The following is an 11974-nucleotide window of genomic DNA, read 5'->3' on the forward strand; positions in this document are numbered from 1 at the left end:
CGACCTTGCCGCCGCTGACCTGAATGCTAAGGCAGCGGCAGCCACCTTCTGGAGGTGACTCATGTCTCATTCTTCTCAATCGGACTCGCTGGTAAAAACAGGCGTCGTCGAGCTCGGCCTTGCCGCTTTCACTGTGTTGATCGGCGCCGTGGTGATGTTCGGCAGCCTCGAACAAGGCATCGGCTGGGGCGACTCTGGCCCGGAGCCCGGTTATTTCCCGTTCTACATCGGGTTGCTGCTGAGTACGGCGAGCCTGGCCAATGCCGTGCTGACGCTGGTGCGATGGAAACCTTTGAGCATCAGTTTCGTCAGCCGCAGCCAGTTCAAACAGGTGCTGTCGGTGTTCATCCCGATTGCGCTGTTCGTCTGCGTCATGCCGTTCACCGGGATCTACGTCGCGTCGGCGGTGTTCATTGCGTGGTTCATGTGGCGGGACAAGGTCCGCGCAAAACCCTACGGCAAATGGATGATCGGCGGTGTGTCCGGGGGAGCAGTGCTGGCCAGTTACCTGATCTTCGCCTTGTGGTTCAAGGTGCCGCTGGACGCAGGCCCGCTGGATGATCTGCTGACCATGGCCGGGAGATCAATGCGATGAGCGAGTTCGATTCCCTGCTGCAAGGCATGAACCTGATTCTCACGCCCGGCCACATTGGCTTGATGGTGATCGGCGTGCTGCTGGGCATTCTGGTGGGCGTACTGCCCGGCCTCGGCGCGCCAAATGGCGTGGCCCTGTTGCTTCCACTGACGTTTACCATGTCCCCGGTGTCAGCGATCATTCTGTTGTCCTGCATGTACTGGGGGGCACTGTTTGGCGGCTCGATCACCTCGATTTTGTTCAACATTCCCGGTGAGCCGTCATCGGTAGCCACCACGTTCGACGGCTACCCCATGGCCCGCGAAGGCCGGGCTGCCGAGGCGCTGACGGCCGCGTTCAGCTCCGCGTTGATCGGTGCGCTGGCGGGCGTGTTACTGCTGACTTTTCTTTCCACGCGCATCGCGGCCTTCGCCATGACCTTCAGTTCGCCGGAGTTCTTCGCGGTGTACCTGCTGGCCTTCTGCACGTTCATCGGCATGAGCAAAAACCCGCCGCTGAAAACCGTAGTCGCGATGATGATCGGCTTCGCCATGGCGGCAGTCGGCATGGACACCGTGTCCGGCAATCTGCGGCTGACGTTCGACCAACCAGTGCTGATGACCGGGATCAGTTTCGAAGTCGCGGTGATCGGTCTGTTCGGGATCGGAGAAATTCTGTGCACTGTCGAAGAGGGGCTGGTGTTTCGCGGCGAACATGCGCGCATCACGCCAATGGTGATCCTGCGGACCTGGGCCAAGCTGCCGCGCTACTGGTTCACCATTCTGCGCAGCAAGATTGTCGGCTGCTGGATGGGCGTCACGCCGGGCGGTCCTACAGCGGCATCGTTCATGAGCTACAGCATCGCGCGACGCTTCTCGAAGAATCGCGACAACTTTGGCAAAGGCGAACTCGAAGGCGTGATCGCCCCGGAGACTGCGGATCACGCCGCTGGCACCAGCGCCTTGCTGCCGATGCTGACGCTGGGTATTCCCGGCTCGGCCACGGCAGCCGTCATGCTCGGCGGATTGATGATCTGGGGCCTGCACCCCGGCCCGACGCTGTTTGTCGAGCAGCATGATTTTGTGTGGGGCCTGATCGCCAGCATGTATCTGGGCAACGTCGTCAGCCTGATCGTGGTGCTGGCGACCGTGCCGCTGTTTGCCTCGATCCTGCGCATTCCGTTCTCGATCATCGCCCCGATCATCATCATGGTGTGTGCGATTGGCGCGTACTCGGTGCACAACTCGATGTTTGACGTGCTGTTGATGCTGGGCTTTGGCGCCCTGGGCTACCTGTTCAAGAAACTGGGGTATCCGATTGCGCCGCTGGTGCTGGCCGCTGTGCTGGGCGACAAGGCTGAGGACGCGTTCCGCCAGTCGATGCTGTTTTCCGATGGTCAATTGGGCATTTTCTGGTCCAACCCACTGGTGGGCAGCCTGACCACTGCCGCGCTGCTGATGTTGTTCTGGCCACTGATTTCCAGTGGCCTTGGCGCCCTCTTCGGCTGGCGCAACCGTCATGCTTCCAGGCCCAAAACACTGTGATCTCACGCAGGGCTGGCAACGCTCAGGATTTCTTGTCAGGCTCGCCGCAGACTTTATTGCGAGCGAGCCCCATGACCCGAATTCCTGCCGCCAACGTGATTCACAGCCGCCTGCGGCTGCGTCAGCTGCGACTGATGCTGGCATTGCAGGAGTTGGGGTCATTGCGCCGCGCCGCGGACAACATCGGCATGACCCAACCCGCCGCGACCAAGATGCTGCACGAAGCCGAGGATTTGCTCGGCGTCGAGCTGTTCGAGCGTCTGCCGCGCGGGATGCGGGCCACGCCGTTCGGTGAAACCGTCATTTATTACGCACGCATGGTCTTCGCCGAACTCAGCGGGATGCGCGAGGAGCTGGTGGCGCTGGAGTCCGGCAATCTGGGACGCGTGGCAGTCGGGGCCATTCCTGCGCTGGCTTCCGGGCTTTTGACCCGCACCATCGCCACGCTGAAGAAGAGCCACCCGCGCTTGTCCATGAGCATCCAGGTCGACACCAGCGACGTGCTGGTTCAGGCCTTGTTACAGGATCAACTGGACGTGGTACTGGGGCGGATTCCCGCTGGTGCAAGAGCCGAAGAGTTGCTGTTCGACAGCCTGGGTGAAGAGGCGCTGTGCGTGATCGCCGGAGCACAAAACCCGCTGGCCAAGGCCTCCGATCTGAGCTGGGCCACGCTACAGAACGAGACCTGGGTGTTGCAGCAACACCCCAGCCCCATGCGCGCGATCATCAATCAGGTGTTTCACAATGCCCGGGTCGATATCCCCAGCAGCATCGTCGAAACCACCTCGATCATGACCTTGTTGTCCCTCGTGCAGCAGACCGACATGCTCGGTGTCACGCCGGTTTCAGTGGTCGAAGACTATCCAGGCCGTGAGTTGCTGACGGTGCTGCCGATCAGCTTCGAGGCGCGCCTGCCTCCCTACGGCCTGATCACCCGCCGCCACCGGATACAGTCTTCGGCGATGCAGGCGTTCATGAATTCGGTGAAGGCCGAACAACCCATGTGATCACCTGAAGGCATTTTATTCGAGGGTGGGAATGCTCCGTAGGTCCGCGAGAATCTGCGTGTAGGACCGGTCTGAAAACGCCAAAACTCCCCGCCTCAATCACATACACCTTTTACGCACTTCCCTATCCTTGATGGCCTCTTACCTATCAAGGATCGGAACATGGCATTTGATGGATTCATCAAAATCGACGGCATCGCGGGCGAGTCCCTGGACGAGAGGCATAAGGACTGGATAGAAATTGTCGCCTACAACTTTGGCGTCAGTCAGAGCACTTCAGCCACCGCCAGCTCTTCAGGGGGCGCTGGATCAGGGCGCGCCAACCTCACCGATTTCACATTCTCCAAACGCCTCGACACGTCCAGTGCCCGACTGTTCGAAGCCAGTTGCGCGGGCGAGCACATTAAAGAGCTGACACTGTCGCTGCATCGAGCTGGCGGAGAAAAGCTCAAGTATTACGAGGTCAAACTTGAAGAAGTCATCATCTCCGACTTCTCCCAGAGCGGAGAGAGTGGTGAGCCTCTGGAGCACGTCCAGGTCAATTTCGGGCGGATCAATGTCGTTTATACCCAGCAGAAAAGATCGGACGGCAGCGCAGCGGGCAATGTGAGCGGCGGGTGGGACCGTATCGGCAACAAGCGCTATAGCTGATGAGGCGAGCATGAAAAAGCCGTATGCGTTCATCAACAACGAAATGCAGGCCTACGCCACGCTCAAGACGCGCCTGGCCGGTAATGGGAAGTTCGATGTGCTCAATGCGCACATCCACAACGTAGTAGTCATGCCCGGTCAAATTGTGATCGTCGGCGATTACTCGACAACTTCTCTGTGTGAGGAGGAAATCGAACTCATGAAGCTGGCGCAAAACGTACGCCTCAAACTCACCAACAACCTTGCAGGCGCCGACGGTCAAATCATCCGTAATTACGACCTGCTTCAACAGGTATTGGGCTATGGCTCAATCGGCATTGGCGCCGCGACAGGCAGTTGGGGCAAGCACCTTGATGGCGTAAAAAACACACTGGAGGACATCGAGCGGCTGTACAAACTGTCCCTCGCCAGAGGCACGCCTATCGCCCGTCAGGCGTTCATCAATCAGCGCAGTGCCTTGTTCAAGAAACTCGACGCACAACTGGCCGGCATTGCCCGCTGGGGCACGGGTTTGAAGAATGGCGGATCGATCCGAAAGATGCTGGGCCTGTCCACCAAAAGCTATTTGCACACGGGCGAGATACAGGGGTATGCGAAGCGGATTGACGGGGTGGCGAAAGCGGTAAGGATGCTGAACAAAGGCACGGGGATAGGCATCGCGTTAAATATGATGTCGACCTCGCTTGAAATTACCGAGGCTTGTTCGATTGGGCGTAACGATATCTGTGAGAAGTCAATCTATGTCGAAGGTAGCAAGTTAGTTTTAGGCATTGGTTTGGGAATTGCTGGGGGTGCGGCTGCAGCCTATGTCGCCACAGGCACGTGCATTATTGTTCTAGGGGCAGCGACGGGAGGACCAGGCGCCCTCGCGTGCGGAATCGTTGTCGGGGCAGCTGGAGCTTACATAGGCGGAAGGGCTGGCGAAACCGGAGGAGAACTTGTCGGCGAAAAACTGTATGAGTGGTCAAGCAATTGACCTCTTTAGACGATGTAGGGTGGGTCATGATCCTATTCACAAGCATCACAATAAACTTAGGGTTCTTGAAATATTTGCAGATAAAGAAACTGGAAGTTCTTGAGCACATTTTCAAAAACACACAATGGGCACCAAAGTGCCGCAGTAGATTCGGAGAGGGTTTCCTTGGAAAACTGCTAAGGCTAAATAACATAGCGCTGGCAATCATATTTCAGAAAACCCTTATCCGCCGCGGGGAATTCGGAAACGACACTATCGCCCTTATACCGAAAAGCTTAAAAAATCAGGTCCGCTGTGCTTACTTTCATCTCCAGGTTAATGGTATCGGGATAGGGGCTATTTATATAAAAATTTGCTGACATCCACTCAATTTCATAAAACTGAAACCCATATTTTTATAAAAAATCGCTTAATACTGGCCTCCATTCTAATCACCATCGTTACGACACCAGATCACGTTGAGGAAGGAAATTACCGGGACAAAATGCGCTTGAAAATTGCCAGTGTTCAGCGCAACGGACCTATTTTTTCCCCTGGATCACCCTCCATTCGGGAACGCTATGTAGGCCAAAAGCGAATCAACTGTAGGGCATTTCTGAAAGCGCTCAGATGGCCCGACAGCGACTGATAACAGCCCGGGGCATTCCATATCCTTGATGGCACGTTAACCATCAAAGGACTTGGAACATGGCATTTACGGGACAGATTGCGTTCAACGTCACATCGGCAATACGCCTTGTCGACATCGGCGGCCTGCCATGAAAAAGCCTTATGCCTTTATCAATGACCATCTACAGACCTACATCACGTTGAAAACCCGACTGGGAGGCAATGCGCGATTCGATGCGATCAACGGACACATCAAGAACGACGTGGTGATCCCGGGACAACTCGTCATTGTCAGTGATTACTCCAAGCGACCCCCGTCTGCCGAAGAGATCGAACTGATGAGACTGGCCAGTCATGTTCGTCATCAACTGGCCAACGACGTTGCGGGCGGCGACGGCCATGTCATCAGACACTACGACCTGTTGCAGCAAGTGATGGGCTACAGCGCCATCGGCGTTGGCGCGGCAACCGGACGCTGGGACAAACACCTCGCCGAGGTGAAAAAGACACTCGAAGACACTGAGCGGCTGCATAAACTTTCTCTCGTCAACGGCACTTCCATTGCCCGCCAGACTTTCATCAACCAGCGTCGCGCGCTGTTTACCACGCTGGATCAACAGCTTCAGGGCATCGCGTGTTGGGGGGCGGATTTAAACAACTCACAGTCGATCAAAAAGATGCTCGGGACTTCGACGAAAAGTTACCTGCACACTGGCGAACTCCAGGGCTATGTCAAAACCATCGGTGGTGTGGCCAGAGCCGCTCACTGGCTGAAGAAAGGCACGACAATCGGGACGGGGCTGAACAGACTACCGCAGTGTCTGCGCTCAAAGTGGCATGTTCCACCGGGCTTCCCGACGACGCTGAACGCGCCACCGGCATGCGCCGTGCTACATCGGGCAGCTCGCTAGCAGCCGACTACTACCTCGGCGAACACCAGTCCCCTGCGCAGGCGGGCATTTGCGTTGCAGTGTTTGCAACGCCCACCCAAGGTCCGGGCGCACTTGGCTGCGGAATCGTTGCCGGATCGATCGACACATTCGACAAAAGTGCTGTAGGCGAAACTGGCGGTGAGGTATTCGGTGAGTGTCTTCACGAGTGGCGACCTCAGGCGCCCTTCTGCCTCTGAAGCAACGCCCTGATCTTTTGGCAAATGCCCGCTTCGGCGGGCTTTAAATTGAGCACGCCGCGCATCGGAGGATAAAAAACCGAACCAACCTGCACACATTGGCTCTTACGTCCCGATGATTCCCCGTACCCGGCAGTCCGGCAGACGACCGGTCTGGCAGCCGCCGCTCTCTACAGCGACACTCCTTACATCAACAAAGAGGATTCCCACATGCTATGGAAAAAAGGACGTCGCAGTGACAACGTCGTCGATGCGCGCGATGACACGGGCGGTGGCGGCGGCGGTGGGATGCGCATCGGTGGCAAGGGGCTGGGCATTGGCGGGATTGTGATCATCGTCGCGTTTGGGTTGTTGACCGGCCAGGACCCTATGCAGATTCTCGGGCAGATCACCGGGCAAACGGGTCAGTCCACTGCGGTCGACCCGCAAACCCGACAAGCGCCCCCGGCTAATGATGAGCAAGCGGATTTTGTCCGGGCGATTCTCGGCGACACCGAAGATACGTGGGGCCAGATCTTTCAACAGGCCGGGCGCCAGTACAAAAATCCGACTTTGATTCTGTTCCGCGGCCAGGTGCAGTCCGCCTGCGGCTTTGCGTCCTCGGCCAGTGGCCCGTTTTACTGCCCGGCTGATCAGCGCGTTTATCTGGATATGGAGTTCTTCCGCGAAATGTCACAGCGCTTCAAGGCCAGTGGAGATTTCGCTCAGGCGTACGTGATCGCGCATGAAGTGGGGCACCATGTGCAGACGTTACTGGGTGTTTCGGATAAAGTGCAGGCAGCGCGTCAGCGTGGCCAACGCATGGAAGGCGATAACGGTCTGCTGGTGCGCCAGGAGTTGCAGGCTGACTGCCTTGCCGGTGTCTGGGCATTCAATGCGCAGAAGCGTTTGAACTGGCTTGAACCCGGCGATATTGAAGAGGCGCTGAACGCGGCGAACGCCATTGGCGACGACCATTTGCAGCAACAAAGCCAAGGCCGTGTCGTGCCGGACTCATTCACTCACGGATCGTCCGCCCAACGTGTTCGCTGGTTCAAGACCGGCTTCGCCCAGGGTCAAATAAACCAATGCGATACATTCGCCGCCAAGAGCCTCTGATCACATGATGAAACCGCTTTCGATCCTGTTGTTGGGTTCCCTGATGAGCATCACAGCTCATGCTGCGGATCAGGCGGTCAAATCCATCAGCCCGGATCGGCTGTTGATCAATGGCACCAGCCAGGCAACCCTGGGCCTGAGCCAAAGCTGGACGCGCCCCAGCCCTCAGATCCAGAGGGTCGTCATTGTTTTTCACGGTCAACTGCGCAACGCCCAGACGTATTTGCGCAGTGTGGAGCGCGCGGCAAATCAGTCGCACCAGCGGCCTAAAACGCTGTTGATCGCGCCGCAGTTTCTCGATGAGAAGGACGTGACTGCGCACCATTTGCCGGACACTGTGCTGCGCTGGCACGCCAATGACTGGATGGCGGGCGATAAATCCCAGGGCGCCAAAGCGGTCAGTTCGTTCGTGGTGATCGATCACATTCTCAAGCGCTTGAGCGACAGCAAGCTGTTCCCCAATCTGAAGGAAATTGTGATCGCCGGGCACTCCGGTGGCGCGCAGGTGGTGCAACGCTATGCATTGATCGGTGGCCGAGAAGATGCGCTGATGAAGAAGGAAGGCATCCGTCTGCGTTATGTGATTGCTAATCCGTCGTCCTATGCGTATTTCGATGCTCAGCGTCCACGGCCCGTTGATGCGACCAGTTGCCCGACTTTCGACACCTGGAAATACGGGATGAATAAGCTGCCCGCTTACGCCGAGAAGGACACAGCAGCGGAACTGGAAGCGGCCTACGTCAAGCGCGACATCACGTACTTGCTGGGTGAGAAGGACATCGACCCCAATCATCCAGCGCTGGACAAGGACTGCGGTGCCGAGGCTCAAGGGCCATTCCGTCTGGCGCGTGGCAAAAACTATTTCGACTACCTCACCAAACGCCACCCGGAAGGGCTGAACCAGCGGTTGGTTGAAGTGCCCGGCGTGGGGCATAACGGCGACGAGATGTTCACCTCGCCGGAAGGACAAGCCGCACTGTTTAAACCGTTTTAGACACCAGCACGTCAGCCAACATAGCTCTGTAGGGGCCAACTTGTTGGCGAGACGGCCTCAGCGTGCAGGCCGCCACGCGAATGAATTCGCGCCTACAGACAGCCAGATGCAGGCGGCGCGTCGAGCAGCGCCAACAGCGCTGCGCAGTCTTCGACGTGCCAGTCGGTCAATTCCGGCCATGGGTTTTCCGGCAGGTTGACCAACACCGTCTGGGTCCCCGCCGCACGACCGCAGGCGAGATCGAAGCGGTAATCACCGACCATTACCATCTGCGATGGATCGACATTCCAGGCGCTGGCGAGCTTCAGCAGACCACCGGGATCAGGCTTGTGCGGCGCTTCGTCACGGCCCAGAACATCCTCGACCGCAAAGCAATCCGCCAGGCCGATAGCCGCAAGGGTCACATGCGCCAGTTCGCGAGCATTGCGCGTCAGAATGCCCAGCCTGATACCACGCGACGCCAGCGCGCGCACCAACTCAACGGCGCCCGGCGCGGGTTTTGAAGCGATTGCCAGATCGCGCTCATGCTCGAGCAACCACGCGTGCTTGGCGGCACTTTCCTCGGCGGGCAGCGCAGCAAGGTAGGTCAGAATATCGTCTGCCAGAGGGATATCCAGGGCCCGTTTGATCGCCTCAAAATCATGCACGGCGAGTGTCAGCGTGCCGTCCATGTCGAACACCCAGTGGCGCAGATGCGTCAGGCTCATACCCAATCCTTACGATGACGAATGAGACCTTCCTGGCTGACCGAGGCGACTAAACGCCCCGCACGGTCGTAAACACTGCCACGCGAGAACCCTCGGGAATTACCCGCCCATGGGCTGTCCATCACATACAGCAGCCATTCATCGGCACGCAGGTCCGCGTGAAACCACAACGAATGATCGAGACTGGCGATTTGCATGTCCTTCTGCCAGACCGTTTTGCCGTGCGGCAGCAACGAAGTTGTCAGCAGATTGAAGTCCGACGCGTAGGCGAGCAGGTATTTGTGTAGCGCGGGGATGTCCGGCAACGTGCCATCGGCGCGAAACCAGATGTACTTCACCGGATCGCCAGGTTCAGGGTTATAGGGGTCGGACTCTGTCACCGGGCGAAACTCGATGGGCTTGGGGCACAGCAGCTTGTCTTTCATGTGCGCCGGGATCAGGTGTTCTCGCTGGCGCATCAGTTCAAGTTCCGATGGCAGGTTTTCAGGTCCGACCACATCGGGCATCTGGCTTTGATGATCAAAGCCCTGCTCGTCATATTGAAAAGAGGCGCTGCACGTGAAAATAGGATGGCCCTTCTGAATGGCCGTGACGCGACGCGTGCTGAAACTACCGCCGTCACGCACACGGTCAACCTGATAAACCACAGGCAACAACGCATCGCCAGGGCGCAGAAAGTAGCCGTGCAGTGAATGGACATGTCGCGCATCTTCGACCGTCTGACTGGCGGCCGATAATGACTGGCCCAACACCTGACCGCCGAACAGCTGGCGAAAACCCAGGTCCTGGCTACGCCCGCGAAAGAGGTTTTCTTCGATCGGTTCAAGGCTTAACAGCGACACCAGATCATCCAGCATATGGCTCATTCAGGGCTCCTCATCAAAAATATCCCGCATAAAACAACGCCGCGCACAGTCAGTGGCGGCGGTCCGCGTCGTTCGCACGGCGGGTTGAGCGAAATGATACAGGGGTTTGTAGGCCGATTCCCAAGCAGCATGACGTTGTTCGCGACTACAGCGTGGCCAGCCATTGTTGACGACTGATCCGGTATAACACGTGAGGTTTAAGCGGGTGGGCTTGCGCCACATTAGGGTGGAGGAAGTCATCGTCAGGGTTGTGGTGCATGCCAATCGCCTGCATGACCTTCTGCGACGGCAGATTGCTCACCGCCGTGAACGAGACGATTTCGTCGAGATCAAGGTGCTCAAAACCACAGCCCATGGCGGTCCACGCCGCTTCGCTGGCAAATCCCAACCCCCAGTGCTCACGGGCCAGACGCCAGCCGATTTCAACCGCCGGCGTGAAGTGCGCATCAAAGCCCACCACACACAGCCCCGTGAAACCGATGAACTCACCGGTGTCCTTACGCTCCAGCGCCCACAGTCCGAAGCCGTACTCGGCAAAATGCCCGCGCACACGCCCGATCAGCTTGGCGCTTTCGAGGCGGCTCAAGGGCGCTGGAAAAAATTTCATCACCTGTGGATCAGCACACATCTGCGCGAACGCTGGCAAATCATCATCTCGCCACTGCCGCATCAACAGACGCGCGCTGTTGAGCTCGACTATCGGTTCCATCGAACATCTCCCTTCCCCAGCCCGTCATTGACTCACCAGTGCCGCGCCCGGCACAGCGTTTAAGGCTGTGCGGCGCCAGACAATGCTGGCAAGATCCGCCTTCGACTCGCACTCATAAACAAAATGACCCTGCCGCTCATCTACCACGAAGACTACAGCCCGGCGTTCCCGGCTGATCATCGCTTTCCGATGGACAAGTTCCGTTTGCTGCACGACCACCTTATCGACAGCGGCGTGACCACGGATGCTCAATTGTTTCGTCCGCAGATTTGTCCTGACGACATTCTTGCGCTCGCACATGACCCTGCCTATATCCGCAGGTACATGGACGGCGATCTGTCCCGCGAGCATCAGCGCCGACTCGGCCTGCCGTGGAGCGAGGACCTCGCCCGCAGAACCGTTCGCGCTGTCGGTGGTTCGCTGCTAACCGCAGAGAAAGCGCTGCAGCATGGGCTGGCCTGTCATCTGGCCGGGGGCACGCATCACGCGCATTACGACTACCCGGCCGGATTTTGCATTTTCAATGATCTGGCAGTAATCAGCCGATACCTGCTGGAAAGCGGGCGCGTGGGCCGGGTGCTGATTTTTGACTGCGATGTGCATCAGGGCGACGGCACCGCCCGCATTCTTGCCGGTACCGAAGACGCGATCACGGTCTCGCTGCACTGCGAGAAAAACTTCCCGGCGCGCAAGGCGCAAAGCGACTGGGATATCCCGCTGCCGATGGGCATGGGCGACGAGGCTTATCTGACCGTCGTAGACGACACGCTCAATTACCTGCTGCCGTTTTATAAGCCGGATCTGGTGCTGTATGACGCAGGTGTGGACGTGCACAAAGATGACGCGCTTGGCTATCTGAAGCTTACCGACGAAGGGGTGGCCAGACGGGACGAATCAGTCCTGCGCCATTGTCTGGCGCGCGGCATCCCGGTGATGGGCGTAATCGGCGGCGGTTACAGCAAGGACCGCCAGGCGCTGGCGCGGCGTCACGGGATTTTGCATCACAGTGCGCAACGAGTGTGGGTGTCTGAGGGGTTGTAGCAGCCCGTTCTAGCAAGTGCGGCACGATTGCCCAGCGCCGCCAGGCCAGCCACGTTACCCACAACCGCT

The 11974-nt window shown here is 58.1% G+C and carries 12 protein-coding genes; 9 read left to right on the forward strand and 3 right to left on the reverse strand.

Annotated elements, in window-relative coordinates; translation table 11 throughout:
• Positions 1 to 61 precede the first annotated feature (61 nt).
• The 8 genes from OYW20_RS21790 to OYW20_RS21825 all read left to right on the forward strand — a co-directional run bounded on the left by OYW20_RS21790 (position 62) and on the right by OYW20_RS21825 (position 8582).
• Entirely contained in the window at positions 62 to 595 is a 534-nt protein-coding gene (locus tag OYW20_RS21790; protein ID WP_268797971.1) for a tripartite tricarboxylate transporter TctB family protein, read from the forward strand.
• Entirely contained in the window at positions 592 to 2118 is a 1527-nt protein-coding gene (locus tag OYW20_RS21795) for a tripartite tricarboxylate transporter permease (RefSeq protein WP_268797972.1), read from the forward strand. Before OYW20_RS21790 ends, OYW20_RS21795 begins: the two co-directional genes overlap by 4 nt.
• Before the next feature lie 71 nt (positions 2119 to 2189).
• Positions 2190 to 3125, forward strand: a complete 936-nt coding sequence (locus OYW20_RS21800) for a LysR family transcriptional regulator (protein ID WP_268797973.1) — start codon at positions 2190 to 2192, stop codon at positions 3123 to 3125.
• A gap of 162 nt (positions 3126 to 3287) precedes the next feature.
• Positions 3288 to 3776 (forward strand): Hcp family type VI secretion system effector, encoded by a 489-nt coding sequence (locus OYW20_RS21805; RefSeq protein ID WP_268797974.1) that lies wholly within the window; start codon positions 3288 to 3290, stop codon positions 3774 to 3776.
• A 10-nt stretch (positions 3777 to 3786) separates the two neighbouring features.
• Positions 3787 to 4752 carry a hypothetical protein gene (locus tag OYW20_RS21810; protein WP_268797975.1) on the forward strand — a complete coding sequence of 322 codons (966 nt, stop codon included), beginning with the start codon at positions 3787 to 3789 and terminating at the stop codon, positions 4750 to 4752.
• A gap of 758 nt (positions 4753 to 5510) precedes the next feature.
• Complete coding sequence (locus tag OYW20_RS21815; protein ID WP_268797976.1) at positions 5511 to 6272, forward strand: hypothetical protein; 762 nt, start codon at positions 5511 to 5513, stop codon at positions 6270 to 6272.
• A 428-nt stretch (positions 6273 to 6700) separates the two neighbouring features.
• The gene (gene ypfJ / locus OYW20_RS21820; protein WP_268797977.1) at positions 6701 to 7588 is read left to right on the forward strand and encodes a KPN_02809 family neutral zinc metallopeptidase; all 888 of its coding nucleotides are present in this window, start codon (positions 6701 to 6703) and stop codon (positions 7586 to 7588) included.
• 4 nt (positions 7589 to 7592) lie between these two features.
• Positions 7593 to 8582 (forward strand): alpha/beta hydrolase, encoded by a 990-nt coding sequence (locus tag OYW20_RS21825; protein ID WP_268797978.1) that lies wholly within the window; start codon positions 7593 to 7595, stop codon positions 8580 to 8582.
• Between the two features lie 92 nt (positions 8583 to 8674).
• On the opposite strand, the gene OYW20_RS21830 is transcribed toward OYW20_RS21825, so the two are convergent.
• The 3 genes from OYW20_RS21830 to OYW20_RS21840 all read right to left on the reverse strand — a co-directional run bounded on the left by OYW20_RS21830 (position 8675) and on the right by OYW20_RS21840 (position 10864).
• Positions 8675 to 9289 (reverse strand): HAD family hydrolase, encoded by a 615-nt coding sequence (locus OYW20_RS21830; protein ID WP_268797979.1) that lies wholly within the window; start codon positions 9287 to 9289, stop codon positions 8675 to 8677.
• Complete coding sequence (gene tesB / locus OYW20_RS21835; RefSeq protein ID WP_268797980.1) at positions 9286 to 10155, reverse strand: acyl-CoA thioesterase II; 870 nt, start codon at positions 10153 to 10155, stop codon at positions 9286 to 9288. The genes OYW20_RS21830 and tesB overlap by 4 nt, the downstream gene beginning before the upstream one ends.
• 145 nt (positions 10156 to 10300) lie before the next feature.
• Positions 10301 to 10864 carry a GNAT family N-acetyltransferase gene (locus tag OYW20_RS21840; RefSeq protein WP_268797981.1) on the reverse strand — a complete coding sequence of 188 codons (564 nt, stop codon included), beginning with the start codon at positions 10862 to 10864 and terminating at the stop codon, positions 10301 to 10303.
• A 123-nt stretch (positions 10865 to 10987) separates the two neighbouring features.
• Here OYW20_RS21840 and OYW20_RS21845 point away from each other — a divergent pair, with 123 nt between their 5' ends.
• Entirely contained in the window at positions 10988 to 11905 is a 918-nt protein-coding gene (locus OYW20_RS21845; protein ID WP_268797982.1) for a histone deacetylase family protein, read from the forward strand.
• Positions 11906 to 11974: the final 69 nt, after the last annotated feature.

It is taken from the genome of Pseudomonas sp. BSw22131 (genome assembly GCF_026810445.1).
GTDB classification, from domain to species: domain Bacteria; phylum Pseudomonadota; class Gammaproteobacteria; order Pseudomonadales; family Pseudomonadaceae; genus Aquipseudomonas; species Aquipseudomonas huanghezhanensis.

Excerpts from the sequence above, each read along its gene's own strand:
- OYW20_RS21790 (WP_268797971.1), top strand. The coding sequence starts at position 62 with ATGTCTCATTCTTCTCAATCGGACTCGCTGGTAAAAACAGGCGTCGTC.
- OYW20_RS21795 (WP_268797972.1), top strand. The coding sequence starts at position 592 with ATGAGCGAGTTCGATTCCCTGCTGCAAGGCATGAACCTGATTCTCACG.
- OYW20_RS21800 (WP_268797973.1), top strand. The coding sequence starts at position 2,190 with ATGACCCGAATTCCTGCCGCCAACGTGATTCACAGCCGCCTGCGGCTG.
- OYW20_RS21805 (WP_268797974.1), top strand. The coding sequence starts at position 3,288 with ATGGCATTTGATGGATTCATCAAAATCGACGGCATCGCGGGCGAGTCC.
- OYW20_RS21810 (WP_268797975.1), top strand. The coding sequence starts at position 3,787 with ATGAAAAAGCCGTATGCGTTCATCAACAACGAAATGCAGGCCTACGCC.
- OYW20_RS21815 (WP_268797976.1), top strand. The coding sequence starts at position 5,511 with ATGAAAAAGCCTTATGCCTTTATCAATGACCATCTACAGACCTACATC.
- ypfJ (WP_268797977.1), top strand. The coding sequence starts at position 6,701 with ATGCTATGGAAAAAAGGACGTCGCAGTGACAACGTCGTCGATGCGCGC.
- OYW20_RS21825 (WP_268797978.1), top strand. The coding sequence starts at position 7,593 with ATGATGAAACCGCTTTCGATCCTGTTGTTGGGTTCCCTGATGAGCATC.
- OYW20_RS21830 (WP_268797979.1), bottom strand. The coding sequence starts at position 9,289 with ATGAGCCTGACGCATCTGCGCCACTGGGTGTTCGACATGGACGGCACG.
- tesB (WP_268797980.1), bottom strand. The coding sequence starts at position 10,155 with ATGAGCCATATGCTGGATGATCTGGTGTCGCTGTTAAGCCTTGAACCG.
- OYW20_RS21840 (WP_268797981.1), bottom strand. The coding sequence starts at position 10,864 with ATGGAACCGATAGTCGAGCTCAACAGCGCGCGTCTGTTGATGCGGCAG.
- OYW20_RS21845 (WP_268797982.1), top strand. The coding sequence starts at position 10,988 with ATGACCCTGCCGCTCATCTACCACGAAGACTACAGCCCGGCGTTCCCG.